The 18,995-nt window shown below is 69.6% G+C and carries 15 protein-coding genes; 3 read left to right on the plus strand and 12 right to left on the minus strand.

Annotated elements, in window-relative coordinates; translation table 11 throughout:
• The 8 genes from E1291_RS06790 to E1291_RS06825 form a co-directional block, all read right to left on the minus strand.
• The coding region (locus tag E1291_RS06790) for a hypothetical protein (RefSeq protein WP_131736867.1) at positions 1-201 on the minus strand (201 nt) is incomplete at its 3' end.
• Between the two features lie 468 nt (positions 202-669).
• Positions 670-1,470, minus strand: coding sequence for a hypothetical protein (locus E1291_RS06795; protein ID WP_131736868.1), 801 nt, complete (start codon positions 1,468-1,470; stop codon positions 670-672).
• A 237-nt stretch (positions 1,471-1,707) separates the two neighbouring features.
• Complete coding sequence (locus E1291_RS06800) at positions 1,708-2,409, minus strand: class I SAM-dependent methyltransferase (RefSeq protein ID WP_131736869.1); 702 nt, start codon at positions 2,407-2,409, stop codon at positions 1,708-1,710.
• Between the two features lie 272 nt (positions 2,410-2,681).
• On the minus strand, positions 2,682-3,926 hold the full coding sequence (locus tag E1291_RS06805) for an ABC transporter ATP-binding protein (RefSeq protein WP_131736870.1): 1,245 nt from the start codon (positions 3,924-3,926) through the stop codon (positions 2,682-2,684).
• Between the two features lie 16 nt (positions 3,927-3,942).
• Positions 3,943-4,773, minus strand: coding sequence for a carbohydrate ABC transporter permease (locus E1291_RS06810; RefSeq protein WP_131736871.1), 831 nt, complete (start codon positions 4,771-4,773; stop codon positions 3,943-3,945).
• Positions 4,773-5,738: a carbohydrate ABC transporter permease gene (locus E1291_RS06815; RefSeq protein WP_131736872.1), complete on the minus strand. Its 966-nt coding sequence runs from the start codon at positions 5,736-5,738 to the stop codon at positions 4,773-4,775. Before E1291_RS06815 ends, E1291_RS06810 begins: the two co-directional genes overlap by 1 nt.
• Positions 5,739-5,749: 11 nt before the next feature.
• Entirely contained in the window at positions 5,750-7,012 is a 1,263-nt protein-coding gene (locus E1291_RS06820) for an extracellular solute-binding protein (RefSeq protein ID WP_207400601.1), read from the minus strand.
• 1,094 nt (positions 7,013-8,106) lie between these two features.
• Positions 8,107-9,126: a hypothetical protein gene (locus tag E1291_RS06825; protein WP_207400602.1), complete on the minus strand. Its 1,020-nt coding sequence runs from the start codon at positions 9,124-9,126 to the stop codon at positions 8,107-8,109.
• A gap of 440 nt (positions 9,127-9,566) precedes the next feature.
• On the opposite strand from E1291_RS06825, the gene E1291_RS06830 reads away from it, so the two are divergent.
• Together E1291_RS06830 and E1291_RS06835 are read left to right on the plus strand one after the other, a co-directional pair.
• Positions 9,567-10,601, plus strand: a complete 1,035-nt coding sequence (locus E1291_RS06830; RefSeq protein ID WP_131736875.1) for a hypothetical protein — start codon at positions 9,567-9,569, stop codon at positions 10,599-10,601.
• Positions 10,602-11,360: 759 nt separating this feature from the next.
• A complete protein-coding gene (locus E1291_RS06835; protein WP_131736876.1) occupies positions 11,361-12,512 on the plus strand; it encodes a quinone-dependent dihydroorotate dehydrogenase in 1,152 nt (383 codons plus the stop codon).
• A gap of 772 nt (positions 12,513-13,284) precedes the next feature.
• On the opposite strand, the gene E1291_RS06840 is transcribed toward E1291_RS06835, so the two are convergent.
• The 3 genes from E1291_RS06840 to E1291_RS06850 form a co-directional block, all read right to left on the minus strand.
• Complete coding sequence (locus E1291_RS06840; protein ID WP_242613987.1) at positions 13,285-14,121, minus strand: SDR family oxidoreductase; 837 nt, start codon at positions 14,119-14,121, stop codon at positions 13,285-13,287.
• A gap of 192 nt (positions 14,122-14,313) precedes the next feature.
• Complete coding sequence (locus tag E1291_RS06845) at positions 14,314-15,831, minus strand: DUF7059 domain-containing protein (RefSeq protein ID WP_131736877.1); 1,518 nt, start codon at positions 15,829-15,831, stop codon at positions 14,314-14,316.
• A 133-nt stretch (positions 15,832-15,964) separates the two neighbouring features.
• The gene (locus tag E1291_RS06850; protein WP_131736878.1) at positions 15,965-16,348 is read right to left on the minus strand and encodes an ArsR/SmtB family transcription factor; all 384 of its coding nucleotides are present in this window, start codon (positions 16,346-16,348) and stop codon (positions 15,965-15,967) included.
• 156 nt (positions 16,349-16,504) lie between these two features.
• On the opposite strand from E1291_RS06850, the gene E1291_RS06855 reads away from it, so the two are divergent.
• On the plus strand, positions 16,505-17,962 hold the full coding sequence (locus tag E1291_RS06855) for an MFS transporter (protein WP_131736879.1): 1,458 nt from the start codon (positions 16,505-16,507) through the stop codon (positions 17,960-17,962).
• 59 nt (positions 17,963-18,021) lie between these two features.
• On the opposite strand, the gene E1291_RS06860 is transcribed toward E1291_RS06855, so the two are convergent.
• A complete protein-coding gene (locus E1291_RS06860; RefSeq protein ID WP_306434449.1) occupies positions 18,022-18,870 on the minus strand; it encodes an N-acetylmuramoyl-L-alanine amidase in 849 nt (282 codons plus the stop codon).
• Between the last annotated feature and the right edge of the window lie 125 nt (positions 18,871-18,995).

The raw sequence follows: 18,995 nt of genomic DNA on the forward strand, positions 1-18,995 counted from the left end.
GGTGACATCGACTCGGGCGACCAGGCCCGACAGGGCGCTCTCGCACAGATCCACCGTCCGGCCCAGACTCTCGGCCAACTCCATGCACACCGCACCACTCTCGGGCGCGTCCCGGCGGGCGAGCTCGGACGCGATCGCGACAGCCGCGTCCACCAACTCCATGGTGGACATCGACTCCACATCGACACGACTCGAACTCATACAGCTATTTTATCGAACACGCTATCGACTGTGAACACCGGTGGCGGTGACAGAATTACAGCCAGGTGGACACATCCGTGAGATCGAATGGAAGCGCGAGCCGGACAGGAAACAAAGTCCTCTTTGTCGAGCTTGTCGCGTTTTCTTTCTTGCTGATAGTTCTAGGCCAAGGGGAGCAGGAGGGGCCCAGCCGGGGCATCTGAGACTCGAACAAGGAACATCAGCCGCAAAGCCGAGCCGAAGTGGCAGCAACCGGCGGCAAGGCCCGGTTTGATCACCTGGCCGCAGTGCCACCTCATCCGTCACTTCACATCAGCCACGTATTGGCGATAGAAGAGACCGTTGAGAATCGCCGAGAGTTACCGTCGCGACAATCGTCCGTGCCGAAAGAAACGGCCGCTTAGACAGCGATGGTGATTCGCAAATTCGAGGAACAACCTAGGGCATCAGACCAATACCGCCCGGATCTCAGCGGCGCAATTCGGGGAGCAGTTCGGAAAGCACCGGGCATCGGTGCGCGTCCTCGTAGTGGTGGCTGCCTCGCAGGGCCGCGACCAGCAGCGGGCCGAGGAGACTGTGATCTCTCGCCGGCGTGGTCGGCGCGCTCGCGTCTCGCGGTGGCTGGGGCGTGGGAGGGGTGACCCAGGCCAGACAGCGAGTCTCCTTGTTCACGACGCTGATCTGCTGGAACTCGGCGGGGTCGATCAGGCCGGGGCCCCAGCTGATCACTCTCTGGTAGACGGCGTTGGAGGCGATCAGCCCTAGGTCGCCGTCCTCGAACGAGGCTCTGAACTCCGGCGCGTCCAACAGCCGGAACAGGTGGTTGAGGTCGGCGCCGACATATCCGTGCTCGTCGCGGTAGACGTCACCGGCGTGGACGGCCATGCGCAGTCTCAGCTGGTTGTCTGCGTGGAAGGTCTTGTTGAGCCGACGGAGCCCCGCGCGGATCAATGCCGCCAGCGGATCGATCAGCGTCTGCACACTGACGCGTGCCGGGGCGAGGAGGTAGAGCCCGTCCCCGCGGTCTTCGTAGTGGCATTCGTCCCACGACAGTCCCGTGGTCGCAACGGCGTCCTGGACGACCTGATACAACGTCTGCCGCATTTGCTGGAGGACGTCGGGATCGTTGTAACGAGAAAAAGAAACGATGTCGAAGGCGACCATCGCACGGTGCTGGGCCGTTCCGTGCATCGCCGAGAACGTTTCCGGCTCGGCGTAGGCGGGCACACCGTTGGGGGTGAATTGTTCAGGGGGCTTGATCTCACTCACCGTCCACTGAGATTCTCACTGTTGCGGCGCATGCCCATCGTGCCACACGTCGATACCCCCGCACCCTTCACTCCACAAAACTCTCACTTGATCATTTTTAGTGGACATTTTTGGAGCAAACAGACTCTAGCGGAACAGATCAGTCAGCCCCGATCCGCAGGACCGCATGGGCGATGAGAGCGTTCGGGGAGCCAGAGCAGGCACCGAGCGAGAGCGGATGGCGAGTGAGGGCAGCGATCAGCGGGGATCGGGGATCAGGCGAAAAGCGATGAAGGCGGGGAATTGTTCTAGTTTCGCGTAGTCCTCCGGAAAGCGGTCGGCCATCTCGGGGACGGGTCTCGGCTCGAGGAGTTCCTCTACGAGGAATCCGGCCTCGCGGAACTCCTGGAAGGTCACCGTGAGGGGACGCGTCCATGCACGGATGGGCCAGTCGGCCTCCTCGCTGAGGGACTCCTCGACGGGTTCGGTCGTGAAGTAGGAGCCGCCCAGGCGCAACCACGTCGTGCTGGGGTGCTCAGTGGACAGGGCCAGGGCGCCGCTCGGCTTCAGAATGCGGCGAAGCTCTTTGAGGAGGGCCACGCGGTCGTCGATGTAGTGCACGGCCAGGGCGAGGACGACGAGGTCGGCGGAGGCGTCGGAGACCCAGGTGAGGGGTTCGGTGAGGTCGTGGACGCGCAGGTCCGCGCGTCCGGCGGTGCGTTCGCGGGCGAGGGCGACCAGGGTCGGGGACGCGTCGCAGCCGGAGACGCGGGCGCCGCGTTCCAGCAGTTCGGCGGCGTAGAAGCCGGGGCCGCAGGCGGCGTCGAAGACGCTCTTGCCCGACACGTCGCCGACCAGGCCGAGGACGGCGGGACGGTCGTACAGGGCGTTGTAGGCACTGTTCTCGGCGTGGGCGGCGTACTCGTGGGCGAAGCGCTCGTACATGGGTCCGGCGGGCATGTCCCGATCGTGCCAGACAAGATCAAGTAACGGGGACGAGAGGGCGGCTCGACATCGCGTGCCAAGACCATTCACAAGGGCGAGACCGTGCAAAAGAGAGCAGAGTTAAGAAGCGGGTGGCGTGGTCGTGGGACTAGTCGCCGACGTGGAGGCCGGCTCCTCGTGCGGGAGAGCCGGCTGTGTGGCGCTCTGAGCAGTTCCCGGGGCCGACCCTCCGGACCGTTGGCGCCGACATCAGCGAATGGTGCGTCGGTTTCGACGGGTCCGTCCGGTCAGGGCTCGGTGGGCTGCTGGGTGCTGCGCTGGGCTGCTCGGGAGGGCTCGGCGGCGCGGGTCAGCCTCGCCGCGTGGTCCTCGTCGCGGGTCAGGTTCTCGCCGGTCGCCGGATCGAAGAGGTGAATGCGGGAGGTATCGATCCACAGGGCCGCTTCGGTGCCCTCCGCGATGAGGCTCGACGCGTCCAGTGAGACGACGGCCTGGGTGCGGAGCTGGTCGCTGTCCAGTTCCCGCGACAGTTCGCGGAGCTGGGCGGCAAGGTCGGCCGGGGCCTCGTAGGGGACGTAGGCGTACAGCTCGTTGCCCAACCACTCCGTGACGTCCACCGGTACTTGGACGATGCTGCCCCGCGCGCGCTTGTCCTCGCTGACGAGTGAGGCGTCCTCGAAGTGTTCGGGGCGGACGCCTACGAGCACCACGCCACGGTCCCCGACCGCTGCGGCCGCCTGCTCTCCGGGCATCTCGAAGCGGCCCAGAGGGGTACTCAGCGACGTGCCGTCCACGGACGCGGGCAGGAAGTTCATCGACGGGGAGCCGATGAAGCCGGCCACGAACAGGTTGACGGGCTGCTCGTACAGTTCGCGTGGGCTTCCCACCTGTTGCAGGACGCCCTTGCGGAGCACCGCGACACGGTCGCCGAGGGTCATCGCCTCCGTCTGGTCGTGCGTGACGTAGACGGTGGTGACGCCGAGGCGCCGCTGCAGGCGGGAGATCTCGGTGCGCATCTGGCCGCGGAGCTTCGCGTCCAGGTTGGAGAGCGGCTCGTCGAACAGGAACGCGTCCGCCTGCCGGACGATCGCGCGGCCCATCGCGACGCGCTGGCGTTGCCCGCCGGACAGGTTCGAGGGCTTGCGGTCCAGGTGCTCGGTCAGTTCGAGGAGCCCGGCGGTCTCGGTGACGCGGCGGCGCACCTCCTCGTCCGGGCGTTTGGCGAGGCGCAGCGGGAACGCGATGTTCTCGTACACGGTGAGGTGCGGGTAGAGCGCGTAGTTCTGGAACACCATCGACAGGTTCCGTTCGCGGGGCGCGATGCGGTTGACGATCCGCTCGCCGATGAGCATCTCGCCGGACGTGATGTCCTCCAGTCCGACGATCATTCGCAGCAGCGTCGACTTGCCGCAGCCGGACGGCCCGACCAGGATCATGAACTCGCCGTCCCGGACGTCCAGGGACACGTCGTTCACGGCCGGGAACCCGTCGCCGTACCGCTTGACGATGTTCTTCATGGTGATGGCGGCCATGTGCTCCCCTTCGGGCTCAGCCCTTGACGGCACCGGACGTCAGCCCGGCCACGATGCGGCGCTGGAACGCCAGGACGATGACGACGACGGGGACGGTCACCACGACCGCCGCCGCGCAGATCGCGGTGGTGGGCTGCTCGAACTGCGACGCCCCGGTGAAGAACGCCAGCGCCGCCGGGACCGGGCGGGCCCGGTCGGACGAGGTCAGCGAGATCCCGAAGACGAAGTCGTTCCAGCAGAAGAAGAAGGTGAGGATCGCGGCGGTGAACACGCCCGGCGCGGCCAGCGGCACGATCACCTTGCGGAACGCCTGCCAGGAGGTGGCGCCGTCGACCTGCGCGGCCTGCTCCATCTCCCAGGGGATCTCGCGGAAGAACGCCGACAGCGTCCAGATCGCGAGTGGCAGCGCGAACGAGATGTACGGGATGATCAGGCCGGGCCAGGTGTCGTACAGGCCGAGGTCGCGCCACAGGTCGAACAGCGGGCCGACCAGCGACACGACCGGGAACATCGCGATGGCCAGGGCGAACGACAGGATCAGCTTCTTGCCGGGGAACTCCAGCCGGGCGATCGCGTACGCCACGAGCGTCGCGAACACCACCCCGGCGAACGTGGCGATCATTGAGATGCCGATGGAGTTGACCAGCGCGGCGGTGAACAGGTCGGTCCGGAAGACGGTGCGGTAGTTGTCCCAGGTCCAGTGCTTGGGCAGGAACCCCTTCTGGTTGCCGACCTCGCCGGGCCTCTTGAACGACAGCATCACGATCCACAGGATCGGGAAGATCGTCCAGACGAGGATGAGCGCGGACGCGACGATCCACGGCCATTTCGGTCGGGTGCTCTCCATCACCGGTCACCTCGCACTCGGGACAGGTCCACGCGGAACCCGCGGATGAACACGACCGCGATGAGCACCACCGACAGGAACAGCAGCACGCCGACGGCGTCGCCGAGCCCGATCGCGGTCCGGGTGATCGTCTGCCGGTAGGTGAGGAACGACAGCGTCTCGGTCTTCTGCTGTCCGGCGGTCATGACGAAGACGTTGTCGAAGATCCGCCACGCGTCGAGCGTCCGGAACAGCACCGCGACGAGGATGGCGGCCTTCATGTTCGGGACGGTCACCCGCCACAGCCGCTGCCACGCCGTCGCGCCGTCCACCGTCGCGGCCTCGCCGAGGTCACGGGGGACCTGCGCCAGCCCGGCGAGCAGCAGCAGCGACACGAACGGGGTCGTCTTCCAGATCTCCGACAGGACGATCACCGACAGCGATGACCAGCGGCCGGAGAACCAGGCGTAGTCGCCGAGCCCGAGCCAGGTGTTGACGAACCCCGACTGCAGGTCGAAGGCGTACCGCCAGGCGAACGCCGAGATCACCGTGACGATCCCGTAGGGCAGCAGGATCGCGGTGCGGACGGTCCGCCGTGCGAACACCGCCCGGTGCATCACCATCGCCAGGCCGAAGCCGACGACGAGCTCCACGACGACGGTGACGGCCGTGACGATGAACGTGGTGGTCACGTCCTGCCAGAACAGGGAGTCCGTCAGCGCCGTCGCGTAGTTGCGCAGGCCGACGAAGCGGCGGTCGTCGGGGGCGGTGATCCGGTAGCTGAACAGTGACAGGTACAGCGCGTTGACCAGCGGGTACGCGGTGACCATCAGCATGACGATCACAGCGGGGGCGGACAGGAGCAGGCCGAGCCGGCGCTCGGCGCGGCCACGGTCGGACAGGTCGGCGCGTCCGGCACCGCGTCTTCCGGTACCGCGTCTCCCGGCACGGCGTCCGGCGGCCGGGGCGCTCTCCAGTGTGGTCATGGTCCCTCCCCTCAGAGCAGTGCCTGGTCGCGCAGAACGCGTCGGACGAACGACTCCGACCGGCCCGGCGTCGTATTCGGGTCGACGGACGCGGGCGGATGCCACCGGCTCTGCACGGCGCCCGACACGTCCGTGTAGTACGGGGTGATCGGACGGGGCGCGGCGACGCCGATCGAGTCGCGGATCAGCCCGGCCATCGGGAACTGCCGGACGATCTCCGGGTCGTCGAAGACCTCCGCGCGGGCCGCCGGGTTACCGGAATCGATCATGTACTTCTTCATGTTCGGTGTGGAGGTGATGCACCTGACGGCGTCGACCGCGAGCGTGTCCTTGTGCCTGCCGTACGCGCCGATGCCGACCTCGATGCCGCCGAACGGGGGCTTGGCGTCGCGGTCGGGGCTCACCCGCGGGTAGCGCGCCCAGCCGAGGTCGGACGGGATGTTCCGGGCGATGACGCCGTCCTTGGCGTCGCCGTTCTCGGCCCGCCAGATGTAGCCCCAGTTCACCATGAAGCCGCCGCGCGAGCCGTTCAACAGCGCGCGCGCCTGTTCCTCGATGTCGGTGGACAGCGTCGGGCTCGCCGCACGGGACCGCGCCAGCCTCGAAATGATCTCCGCGGCCCGCCGTCCGGCGGGCGAGTCGATCTCGATCGAGGCGTCGTCGCCGCGCTCGGCGCCACCGACGATCCTCCCTCCGGCGGACGCGACGAGGGCATTGATCCACACCATGTAGCCCTCGTACTTGCTGCCCTGCACGCCGACCGTCGTGCCCGTCCGGACGGCCGCGTCGATGAGCCGGTCCCAGGTGAAGCCGGGCGCGTTCGGGTCGATGCCGGCCTTGCGTGCGACGGACTTGCGGTACCAGAGAAGCTGCGTGTTCGCCCAGAACGGCGCCGCGTAGAGCCGGCCGTCCCACGTCGAGCTCTGCACGGCGGGCGGGAACACGCCTTGGGTGAAATGCGCGGCCTCGGCCGCGGGGAACGCGCGCAGGAACCCCGCGGCGGCGGCCTCGGCGACGAACACCGGGTCCAGGCTCATGATGTCGAGCCCCGAGTCCTTCGCGGCGAGCCGCCGGACGAGTTGCTCACGCTGCTGGGTCGCGTCGTTCGGCAGCACCGAGGTCGTGATCCGGTACCGGCCGCCGGACGCCTTCGTGCACGCCGCGGCGAGCCTGGTCTGGCCGCCGTCGTCGGGGTTGGTGTACCAGGTGAGCGTCGGCGTCCCGCCTTCGGCCGAGCAGGCACCGAGCCCCGTGGCCAGAAGCGCCAGCGCCACTAAGCCCCGAGCGGCACCCGGCGGGCCGTGCCCCCGACCGGCGCGCCCGACTCCTTTCGCGCGCCCCTGTCTTGGGAGGCTCGCTTGTCTTGGGAGGCTCGTCTGTCTTGGGAGGCTCGCCTGTCCCGGGCATTGCTTCTGTCTTAGGAGACGTGTCTTTCCTGGGAGACTCGGTTGCCTTGGGAGACTTGCCTGCCCCGGGAGGTGCGTCTGTCCTGGGAGGTGCGTCTGTCCTGTAGGGCCTGGGAGACGTGTCTCTCCGAGGGGACGTCTCCGTCTAAGGACACGTACCTGACTCAGGAGGCGTCCCAGTTCAGGTAGGCGTGCTAGTTCAGGTAGGCGTGACTGTCCCGGGCGGCGTGACTGTCCTCGGAGTCGTGTCTGTCCTGGGGGACGGCCTCGTCCACGGAGACACGCTTGTCTCAGGAGGCGGGCCAGTTCGGGTAGGCGGCCCCGTACGGCTGAGCGTTTCTGTCCGGGGCGTACTTCGCCCGGATGTGCTCGTTCGGAGCACGCTCCTTCGGGGTGGGCTGTTCTGGAACCACGTGCATGTCCGGAATTTCGCGTGCCTCTGGAACCTGGAGTGCGTCCGGAATCTGAAGTGCGTCCGGAGCCTCGTGCGCGTCCTTGACGCGGAGTGCGTCCGGCTTGTCCGACTCGCTTGACCATCGGGCCTCCCGAAGCCAGCCACCATGTGCGGGTGCGCTGTGCGGGACCGCTGTGCGGGGGCGCTGCGGGGCGCTTCGCTGGGCCGCGTCCATGGCGGATCCGCCCCCATTCGAACACCGGAACGGGTAACTGTCGAGATGCGAAGAGTGATCGGTGAGGGGAACCGAACCCGTCGGGAACAATGTTCACACCCGAACCACACGCGACCGTCCGGGCCGCGGACTCTCGGTTCGTCACGGAAGCTGAGCACGTTCGCGCAGGTGAGGAACACGCGAAGAAGGCGCGGGAGTCTCTCGGGCCCCGACCGGCCGTTGAGACTCCCGCGCCTTCGTCCAGGAGGCCGCGTCCAGGGGGCCATGTGGAGGGGCCGCGTGTAGGGGCGGCGTCTGGCCTTCCCTAGGCGACAGCGCGGGGGCGGTACCGGCTCAGTAGCCCCCGCCCGTCCCATAGCCACCGGAGCCCGAGCCATAGCCGCCTCCGCCACCGGAGCCCATGGCCTTCTTGCCTTCGGGGGTGGTGGCCCACCAGACTCCGCCGACGCCCTGGCCGTTGGTGTCGCCGGGCCGGGCGTCCTTGGCGTAGTAGTACATCGGCCAGCCGTTGATGGTGAGCTGGCAGGCGCCGTCGTCCTTGCGTTCGATGAAGCCGACGACCTTCTTGCTGACGCCCTCCAGCTTCAGGTGCGTCCAGCCATTGAAGACGGCCGGCGGCCATGCCTTCTTGCACGCGCCGAAGCAGGTGGAGGTCGGCGGCTTGCTGGTGTCCTTGTCGTAGCGGTAGAGCGTGCGGCCTTGGCCGTCGGTGAGGATGAGTCCGAGTTTGGGGTCCTGTTTGGCCTTGACGACCGTCCAGCCCTTCCACCGGCCACCATTCCCGTTTCCGGACGGATTCTTCGGCGCGGCCTCGGGTGCCTGCGGCGCGGCGAGCGCGCCCGCCTTCTTACCTGTCGGCGCGGCGGCGAACCAGGTGCCGTTCACGCCCTGCCCCTTCACGTCACCGGGGCTCTGATCCTTGGCGAACCGGTACAGCGGCCACCCACCGAGCGTCACCTGCCACTTGCCGTCCGGCCGCTTGACCTTGCCGACCAGCGACTGCTCGACGCCCTTGACGGGAGTGTCGCCGGAGCCGGCCCAGACCGGCGGCCACGTCATGGCGCAGGCTTCCAGGCAGGTTGACGCGGAGGGTCGCGCGGTGTCGTTGTCGAAGCGGTAGAGCGTCTTGCCCGCGCCGTCCGTGACGACCTTGCCGAGTTTCGTGACGCTGGCCACCTCCAGGGCGGTCGTCTCGGTGGACGGCGTGCTGGACGGCTCGGACGAGGGTTCGGCTCGGCTTCCGGCCGCGGCGTTCCGCTGCCGTCCGGCGTCCTCCTGCCCGCAGGCGGTGAGCACCAGTCCGGTCGCGGTCAGGGCGGCCGCGGCGGGGATCGCCCAGCGAGGGAAGTGCATGTCGTGTCCTCCATGTCGATCCGGTCCCGGCTCGGGGCCGGCCCGTGTGGTCGATCGAGGCGGAGCGGCCGCACCGTTCTCCCCCATCTCGGAGGGCAGTACGGTGGGCGACACGTACCGGGTTCAACCCGACCAGCACCGATCAGACTGGGTCAGTCCGGAGCCGTGGGGAACCGGCGAGGCTCGCCGCGAGTCGTACCTTGCAAGATCGACCAGCGGCCGCGAGGTATGAAGTGTCCCCCGCAGAACCCCCTACGGAATCCACGGCAGACTCCACCGGCCCCCGCCTATACGGCGTTCCGGATGCGCGCCCTGCGGTCGACCTGCGCAAGGACCGTCCGGGCTCGCCGGTGGGGTCGACCCCTCCGGGGCGGGACGCGACGGGGCCGGGCACGGTGGGACGAGAGCCGGAGCGCCCTCCGGGGCCGGCGTGGATCGTCGTGCCGGCGCGCGTCATCGCGGTGCTGGCCCTCGTGCCGCTGCGCCTCGTCCACGACCTGGTTTTGCTGGTCGGACGGGGTCTGCGCGTCCTGCTGCGGGCACCGGCGGGATTCGTCCGGTTGCTGGGGCGGTTGCTGGGCGCCGTGTGGGGCGTCCTGTACAGCGGGCTCCTGGCTCCGTTCGGACGACTGGTGGCCGCCGCCGTCCATGCGGTCGCCGACGGGATCGGATGGCTGGCGAGCGTCCTTCTTCTCCGGCCGCTGCGGTGGCTCGGGATCGTCGTGATCCTCGGCGCGCTCCGGCTGATCGGCCGTGGCACGGGACGCGTGGCGCGCTGGATCTACCGCGTTCTGCTGGCCCCCACCGGACGGTTCCTCACCATGCTCGCCCGCGGCCTGGGGGTCGTGCTCGAGATCCTTCTCCTCCACCCACTGCGCCTCCTCGGCGTTGGGCTCGCGTGGTTGGGGCACGCGGCCGCGATGATCGCCCGCGGTATGGGGGCGGGGCTCTTGTGGCTGCTGACCGTCCTCGTGGTCATGCCCGTCGTCCTGCTGTGGCGTCATGTTCTGTGGCCCTATGTCCTGCGTCCGCCGCTGCTGGTGGCTGTATGGCTGGTCCGGGGGACTGGTCGCCTAGTGGCCGCATTCTGGAACGTTCTCGCGACGTCCACAGCATGGTCGTGGCGCCTCCTAGGACGGGGGCTCGCCCTCCTTGGGAGAGCGCTCGCGCTGCTGGGACGGATCCTGTTCGTGCTCCCCGCACTTGCAGTCTGGCGCTACGCACTTGCCCCGATCGGCCGAGGCATCGCCGGGACGTGGCGGCTCACGGCCCGCGTGCTGCGCCGACTCTGGACGACCTTCGCCATCGTGCCCACCCGCTGGATCCGCAGGAGCGTCCTCGCCCCTGTTGGGCGCGGGGTCCGCGACACATGGCGCGTCGCCGTCCGGGAACCGATGCGCAGCGTCCACCGGACAATGCGCGAGACGAGCACAGAAGTCCGCCAAACGCTCCGCCGGACCTTCCGCGGCCACTGACCCGGCCCGCCCGAACACCCTGCCAACCAGAAACGCTCCCGGTCAGAGGCACCGCTGATCAGGGACGGCCACCAGCCAGAGGCACCGCCGGCCAGAGTGCAATGCCTGCCACGGGCGCTTGCCCGCTCAACGCTCTCTGCCAGCCCGCAACGCTCCCCCAGGAACGCACCACCGCCCGGCGGCACTCCGTCAGCCGGGGCCGCCGGAAGGCACGCTTGCTGAACGCCCCACCCGCAGGGAACGCCCTGCCCACTGGGAGGACACGACCCCCACTGAGAACACTCAGCCAGCCGGGAACGCACTGCCCCGGGAACGCTCAGTCTGCAGCGAACCCCCTACCCGCTGAGAACGTTGCCCGCTGGGGACGCACCGCCAACCGAACACGCACCGCTCGCTAAGACGCACTGCACCCAGGTCCCCGAGAAACGCACTGCCCACCGGGGACGCTGCCCTCAGGCACACACCGCCAACTGAACACCCATCGCGCCCTGAAGCGCACTGCATCCAGAGAACACACCGCTTCCCCAGAGAAGCGCACTGCCCGCTAGGGACGTTACCCACAAGAACGCACCACCTACCGAACGCGCACCGCCCGCTGGGACGCACTGCACCCAGGGAACACACCGCTTGCTGGGAACTCTCTGCCTCCAGGGGCGGAGCGCACCGTCCGCAGAAACACACCACCCACAGAAACGCAGCATCCTCCTGGGGACACTCCGGCTGTCGGGGGTACTTCGCCTGCTGGGATACTGGCGGGCGATGTATCGAATCCTGTTCTCAGTGGTCCTCACCCGGATGCAGGCGGAGACCGTGCACCACCTGACGTTGCGGCTGCTCCGCGCGATCCAGGCCGTGCCGGGCGCCGCCGGGTTGCTGCGCCGTGTCCTCGCGCCCCGCGACCCGGGGCTGACCGTCCGGGCGCTCGGGCTGGAGTTCCCGAGTCCTCTCGGCCTCGCCGCCGGTTTCGACAAGGACGCCGTCGCCTACGACGCGCTGGGCGCGTTCGGCTTCGGGCATGTCGAGATCGGCACGGTCACCGGACGCCCCCAGCCCGGCAACCCGCGGCCCCGGTTGTTCCGGCTCGTCGCCGACCGGGCGGTCATCAACCGGATGGGGTTCAACAACCTCGGCTCGGAGGCCGCCGCCGCCCGGCTGCGGAACCGGGACGGGAGCACGACCGGGAGCACTGGCAAGAGCACGGCCGGGAGCACGGTCGTCGGCGTCAACATCGGCAAGACCAAGGTCGTCCCTGAGGCGGAGGCCGCCGCCGACTACGTGGCGAGCGCTGAGCGGCTCGCGCCTCACGCCGACTACCTCGTGGTCAACGTCAGCTCCCCCAACACGCCGGGCCTACGCGACCTCCAGGCCGTCGAGCACCTGCGGCCGCTCCTGACCGCCGTCCGCGAAGCCGCCGACCGCGTCACCGTCGGCCGCGACACCACCGGCTGGGACAGGGCGGTCCATGGCGGTGCCCGCCGCGTCCCGCTCCTGGTCAAAATCGCACCGGACCTCGCGGACGTAGACATCGACGCCGTCGCAGACCTCGCCGTCGAACTCGGGCTGGACGGCATCATCGCCACCAACACGACCATCGGCCGGACCGGGCTGCGCAGCGCGGCGGCCCTGGCCAAGGAGACCGGCGGCCTGTCCGGCGCACCGCTCCGGGACCGCTCGGTGGAGGTGCTGCGCCGACTGCGCGCCCGCACCGGCGACCGGCTCGTGCTGATCTCCGTCGGCGGCGTCGAGACCGCCGACGACGTCTGGGAGCGCATCCGCGCGGGCGCGACCCTCGTCCAGGGGTACACGGGGATGATCTACGGCGGTCCGTTGTGGGCGCACCGCATCAACCGCGACCTGTCCCGCCGCCTGCGCGCCAGCGCCTTCCCGACCCTCGCCGCCGCCCGCCGGTAACCCCCGCCCATCGGGCGGAACCCCTGACACGATCCACCGACCGCTTCGGCCACACATTCATGGCCGTCTGGTCATGGCTCCACAACCAAAGCCCCACCTTCACGCCCCGCGCTCCCGGCCTGTGTTCATAGCTCGCGCATGTGAGCCCCTGTTCACGGCCCAGTGGCGCAACCCGTGCACACGGGTCCTTCCACGCAGCCCGGCCACGCGGGTCCATCCACGCGGCCCGTGCAGGCAACCCGCGCAGGCGGCCCGTGAGGCGTCCCGCGCACCCGGATCCACGTTCGCGGCCCGTGACACGGCCCGCACCCGGGGTCCGTGTTCGCAGCTCGTCCATGCACGCCGTGGACGCAGCCGGTTCCTACGCGTCCGTGTACGCGGCCTGGTCACGCAGCCCTTGGGCGTGGCCCGTGCCTACGGGTCCCTTTTCGCGGCTCGTACACGCGGTCCGTGGGCCCACGCACCCAACCTGTGAACGCGGCTCGTCCACGCGGCCCCTCCACGCGGGTCCGTGTTCGCGGCTCGTGTACCCAGCCCGTGGGCGCAGCCCTTGGACACGACCCGTGCACGCGGCTCGCCCACGCAACCCGCGCACCCAACCCGTGCACGCGAGTCCGTGTTCGCGGCTCCGGCACCCAGTCCGTGGACGCAGCCCATGGACGTGGTCTGTGCTCGCGGAGCCTTGGACGCGACCCGTGCACGCAACCCGTGCACGCAGCGCATGAACGCAGGCTGTGACTGCGGGGCCTGGTTGTGGTCTGTCCAGCCGGCGCTACGTCGTCCAGCGGCGGAAGCCGCCTTCGGAGTTGATGATCTGTCCGGTGATCCATGCGGCGTCGTCCGAGGCCAGCCAGCGGACCAGGCGGGCGGCGTCCGCCGGTTCGCCCCAACGGCCCGTGGGCGATGCGCGGCTCACCTGCCGGGTCAGGTCGGCATCCGCCCAGCCGGTGTCGACAGGACCGGGGTTGACGGCATTGACTGTGATGCCCCGGTCTGCGAGCGCGTCGGCGAGGCTGAGCGTCATCTGGTGAATGGCTCCCTTGCTGATCGCGTACGGCAGTTCGCCGGACATCGGGCCCAAGTGCTGGCCCGAGGTGAACAGGATGACCCGGCCGCCCGGCCGCCGATCGTCGTGCCGGGTGGCGAAAGCCTGGGTCAGCAGCACGCTCGCCCGGGTGTTGACGGCGAACGACAGGTCCAGTTCGGCCGCCGTCACCTCCGGGAGGGACTGGCCGGAACTGCGGGCGTGATTGGCCACCAGCACATCGACATGGCCGAACCGTTCACTGGCCTGTTCGACGACCTGGGCCGGCGCCTCCGGATCGGTGAAGTCCGCCTCCATGTGATGGAGGTCCTCTCCCACGCCCCCCAGCGCGTCCAGGACACCCCGCATGCCCACCGGATCGGCGCCCCAGGGCTGCCCTGCGTCGTGACGCGTCCAAGACTGCACCAGTACCCGAGCCCCGGCGGCGAGCAGTTCGCGCGCGATGGCGAAGCCGATCCCCGCTCGGCGGCTCACCCCGGTCACCACCGCGACACGATCGGCCAGCGGCCCCGCCTGCCCATCTCGACCTGCCTGCGTCACCATCCGGCAATCATCGGCGATCACGTGTTCCGCTCGCCGCCCTGTCCGAGAAGGCCTCGACCATCTACGGCGCGGCCATCTACGGCGCGACCGGCCGAGATCCCGAGTACACGTCCTACGCCGCTGCCGCGAAGCACTTTCCCGCGCGGTCCTCGCACGTGATGCCGTCCACCGCGCGGCACTTCCAGGGGTCGGCCACGGTCAATGGCTCAGGTGTCAGGCGGGTTCGAAGAAGCCGTCGGCGATCAGCTCTGGCAGGACGATGCCCGCGTGCGCCCGGACGTCCGCCGGGTCCTGGCCGGTGAGCTGCGCGATCGCGTCCAGCAGCGGGTCGAGCGGCAGGGTGCCGTCGCAGACCCCGGCGAGCGCCGCCTCGACCGTCCCGACCCCGGCGGCACGGCGCAGCCGCCCGGTCTGGCGGAGGACGATCCGCTCGGGGTCCTCGGCGCCGGGCTCTCCGATCTGTTCCTGGACTATCCCGGACGCGACCCGGAGGACTCCCTGTCCACAGGCTGTGGAAAACCCTTCGGCCGCGACCAGTCCGTCAAGGACCCGTTCGGCGTAGGCGCCGACGGGCTCTTCTACGGCGTGTCTGATCTCTTCCACGCGCACGGCGGGACGCTCCGCGCCGGAACGCCGCAACGTGATCCACCCGAATCCGACACCGGTGACGCCGTGCCGCTCGAAATGGTCGAGCCACGCCCCGTATCTGGCCCGATATTCGGGTGTCCCCATTTCGCACGAATCGCGTAGCCACAACTCCGCGTACTCGGCCGGGTCCTGGACGTCCCGCTGGACGATCCATGCCTCGCAGCCCGACGCCTCAGCCCACGCGCCGACCCGCTCCTCCCACGGCACGCCTTCGACGTGCAGCCAGTTGGCCAGCAGCTGGCAGCGGCCTCCCTCGTTCAGCAGCGCGGGCGCCTCGCTCACCAGCCGCCGACAGAAATCGTCCCCAGGGAGGCCAGACTCCCGATACGTGAACCGGCGGTCTCCGGACGGAGCGACGACGAACGGCGGATTGGACACGATCAGGTCGAACGTGCGTCCTTGCACAGGCTCCAGGAGCGACCCCTCAAGGAGCTCCGCTCCCCGCACTCCGGACAGGGCAAGGCTCATCTGGGCCAGCCGGAGCGCGCGCGGGTTGACGTCCGTGGCCGTTATCCGCGCACTGGGGTTCCGGGTCGCCAGATGGACCACCTGGACGCCGCATCCCGTCCCAACATCCAGAAAGTTATCCACAGGGCTGTGGGTAACCAGCCGAGCAAGACTCCCCGACGCTCCGCCGACACCGACCACGTGATCGTCCGGGACGGCCGCGTCCGGCCCGGGCCGCACCTTGAGATCGGACACCGCGTAACCCACATGTCCGTCACCGACCACGGCCTCCAACGGCTCCACATGAAGCAGCGGCCTGACCTCCTCGCCGGACGCCTCGACGAGCCCCGCACCGACCAAATCGTCCACGATCTCCTTGACGGCGCCCGCGTCCACCGGGACCTGCAACCAGAACAACCGCGTCAGGGCCTCGATCGGCGACCCGCCCCCGGTCGCGCGCAGCGCCGGGACGATCTCGTCACGCGCCAGCGCCCCACCCGCCACGGGGCCGAGCAGCTCCCTGACGCCCGCGACGGTGTATCCCGCCTCGTTCAGAGCGGCACGGACGCGCGGGAGGGGGTCACGAAGATCAGCCACCCGCCCATCTTCCCCTCTCCACGCACCCCCGGAACCCATCCGCGCCCCACGTTCACACGGGTCCCGCCTTGCACGCACCATCCCGTCAGTAGGGCTCTATCTCGTTCCTAGAGCTCCGTCCCACTTCCAGGGCTCTATCCCGCTTAGAGAGCCCGTCTCGGACGGGCTCAACTCACGCCAGGGGGCCGGACTCCCAGGCGGCGACGAGGTCCAGGAGGCCGGGGAAGCGGGCGTTGAGGTCGTCGATGCGCACCTCGCTGCGGCGTTCCAGTCCGTACTGGCGCTGCCGGATCAGCCCGGCGTCGCGCAGGGCCCGGAAGTGGTGGGTGAGCGACGACTTCGGCCGGTCGAGGCCGAACCAGCCGCACGGGTGGTCGAACTCCTCCCGATCGAGGAGCAGCTTGCGCACGATGAGCAGCCTCAGCGGGTCACTGAGCGCTCCGAAGACCGACTCCAGCCGCAGGTCCGCGACCGCGGGCTCGGCGAGCGGAGCGGGTGCTCCGGGCGGCTCCGGCAGCACCTTGATCACTGGCAGCGGACGCGCGGTCGAGGCCATCGCCGCACCCCTTCCTCATCCCATCCCGTCCTGTACGAGATTTATCGTACAGCATGCTATGTTCGAAAAAAGTCGTACAGCACAGGTCGTGCAAGCACAGGTGTACGGCCAGCCGTGTAGCGGTTCGGCTGTGCGACGCCTTGAAGGGAGACCTTGATGTCCGAGACCAGGACGATTCCCCTGGAAACCACCCACACCACCGATGAGCCACCGCCCCGCGGCGGAGCGCGGTGGATCTGGCCGGCCGCCTGGCCCGTCACGGCAGTGTTCGTCCTGTCGAACGCGGCGACGCCGCTGTACGTGCTCTGGCAGCGCGACCTCGGTTTCTCCCGCGGCACGCTGACCGTGATCTTCGCCTTCTACATCGTCGGGCTGCTGGGATCGCTGCTGGTGTCCGGAGTGCTGTCCGACCGGGTGGGCCGCAAGCCCGTACTGCTGCCCGCGATCGCCCTCGCGATCGTGGCCTGCGTGGTCTTCGCGACGGCCGCGAACGTGCTCGCGCTGATCGCGGCGCGGCTGCTGACGGGCATCGCGGTCGGCGCCGTCGTCTCCGCGGGCATGGCCGCCGTGACGGACGTGGCCGGTCCGGAGCGCCGGCGGCTCGCGGCCCTGGCGGCGTCGTCCGCGATGGTCTTCGGCGCCGGACTCGGCCCCTTCCTCGCCGGAATCCTGTCCGAGACGCTGCCCGCGCCCACGGTCACGGTCTTCGTCGTCGAGATCGTGCTGCTCGCCACCGCGTTTCTCGTCACGCTGCGGATGCCGGTGCCGCGCCCCGGACCCGCTCCCACGACCGGCCCTGGTTCCACGACCAGCCCTGTTTCCACGGACGGCCCTGCTTCCACGAACGGGTCCGCTCCCAAGGCCGGCTCTGCTCCCACGAACAGTTCTGCTTCCACGAACGTTTCCGCTCCCACAAACGGCTCTACTCCCGTGAACAGCCCTGCCTCCTCACGCAACGCCGACCCCGAGGACGGGGATCGGGACGGCGCGCCGGGCTCCGGCGGCTGGATCCGGGTGCCGCGCGTGCCCAAGGGCGGCGTTCTGCGGCTCGTGCTCGGGATCGCCGTGTTCGCCCCCGGGATCACCGCGACGTCCTTCGTCCTGTCGCTGGGCCCGTCGCTGCTGTCCGGCCTGCTCGACACCCGCAACCGCGCGGTCGCGGGGAGCATGGCCTTCGTGATGTTCGCCGCCGCCACCGGCGTGCAGTTCGCCGTCCAGCGGCTGCGCAGGCCCACGATCCTGCTGGCCGGGGCGGTGAGCACCACCGCCGCCATGGGCTCGCTCGTCCTGGCGGTGCACACCTCGTCCGTCCCGGCGCTCGTCACGGCGGCCGTCCTCGCGGGCGCGGGGCAGGGCATGGGCCAGCTCGGCGGACTGTCGCTGCTGAACTCCGGCGTCCCGGCACGGCGCCTGGCGGAGGCGAACGCCGCGCTCAACATCGGCGGGTACGTGCCCGCGGGGGCACTGCCGGTGGCCGCCGGCTATCTCAGCGACGCCACCGGGCTGACGACCGGCGCGACGGTCTTCGGCGCGGTCCTCGCCGGGCTCGCCTTCACCGGCGGCACCGTCGTCCTCGCCACCCGGCGGAGGATCACCGAGGGGCGGCCGGCATGATCCCGCCCTTTAATAGGGGCCGCCGGTGGGCGGACGGGCCTGGGCCCGGCGGCGGGGAGTCAGCCGAAGAAGCCGTCGAAGCCCTTCGCCAGCGACTCGGCGATGCGCTGCCGGAAGTCGCCGCTGGACAGCTTGGCCGCGTCACCGGGGTTGCGCATGTTCCCGCACTCGATGAAGACCTTCGGGATCGTCGACAGGTTCAGCCCGCCGAGGTCGCTGCGCCGATCCAGCGCCTTCTCACCGATGTAGTTCGAGTAGTCGATGCCCGTCCCGGAGTGGTAGGCGTCGCGGAGGGCGAGACCCAGCTTCAGCGACGCGGGCACCGCCTTGGCGTTGTGCCCCTTCACCGCGATCGGCTCGATGATGTGGAAGCCGTGCCCGGACGCGGACGCGCCGTCGGCGTGAACGGACAGCGCCGCGTCCGCGTTCAGCCGGTTGCCGATCGCGGCCCGCTCGGTGATGCACGGCCCGACGCTCCTGTCGTCCTTGCGCGTCAGCGTCACCTTCGCGCCCCGGTCGCGCAGCAGTCGCGCGAGGCGGTTCGAGACGTCCCAGGTGAAGGCGTGCTCGTCGTACCCGGCGTTCGTGCTCGTGCCGGTCGTGTCGCACTCCTTGCTGCCGTTGCCGATCTGCACCTGCCTGCCGATCTCGGACGGATGCGAGGCGTTGCCGCCGTTGTGCCCGGGATCGAGGACGATCACCTTGCCGCGCAGCCCGCCCCCGTCCTCGGTCTTCGGCTCGGCGGGCTCCTCCGGCGCCCCGGTGGTCCCGGTCGGCGCGCCCCCGGCCTTCGGCGGCGGCGCGAGCTCGCCCTGCCCCGCGTCCTTGGAGGACCCTCCGCATGCGGCGAGGGCGCCGACGCACAGCGCGAGACCGGCGACCGCGGGGCCGCCCCTTGGGATGCGCACAGGCCGTCCTCCGTGATGACTTCGTTACCGACCCTGACAGTCTGCACGCCGACAGGGCTTCGTCAAACGAAGTCGGAGAAATGGGGCCGGCCCCTGCGCGTCCGAACCGGTCATCACGGGCGCCC

Origin of the sequence: Actinomadura roseirufa (assembly GCF_900659635.1) — a bacterium.
In the GTDB taxonomy this organism is placed as follows: domain Bacteria; phylum Actinomycetota; class Actinomycetes; order Streptosporangiales; family Streptosporangiaceae; genus Spirillospora; species Spirillospora roseirufa.

Excerpts from the sequence above, each read along its gene's own strand:
- E1291_RS06810 (WP_131736871.1), bottom strand. The coding sequence starts at position 4,773 with ATGGAGAGCACCCGACCGAAATGGCCGTGGATCGTCGCGTCCGCGCTC.
- E1291_RS06800 (WP_131736869.1), bottom strand. The coding sequence starts at position 2,409 with ATGCCCGCCGGACCCATGTACGAGCGCTTCGCCCACGAGTACGCCGCC.
- E1291_RS06805 (WP_131736870.1), bottom strand. The coding sequence starts at position 3,926 with ATGGCCGCCATCACCATGAAGAACATCGTCAAGCGGTACGGCGACGGG.
- E1291_RS06855 (WP_131736879.1), top strand. The coding sequence starts at position 16,505 with ATGTCCGAGACCAGGACGATTCCCCTGGAAACCACCCACACCACCGAT.
- E1291_RS06835 (WP_131736876.1), top strand. The coding sequence starts at position 11,361 with ATGTATCGAATCCTGTTCTCAGTGGTCCTCACCCGGATGCAGGCGGAG.
- E1291_RS06850 (WP_131736878.1), bottom strand. The coding sequence starts at position 16,348 with ATGGCCTCGACCGCGCGTCCGCTGCCAGTGATCAAGGTGCTGCCGGAG.
- E1291_RS06825 (WP_207400602.1), bottom strand. The coding sequence starts at position 9,126 with ATGCACTTCCCTCGCTGGGCGATCCCCGCCGCGGCCGCCCTGACCGCG.
- E1291_RS06815 (WP_131736872.1), bottom strand. The coding sequence starts at position 5,738 with ATGACCACACTGGAGAGCGCCCCGGCCGCCGGACGCCGTGCCGGGAGA.
- E1291_RS06845 (WP_131736877.1), bottom strand. The coding sequence starts at position 15,831 with ATGGGTTCCGGGGGTGCGTGGAGAGGGGAAGATGGGCGGGTGGCTGAT.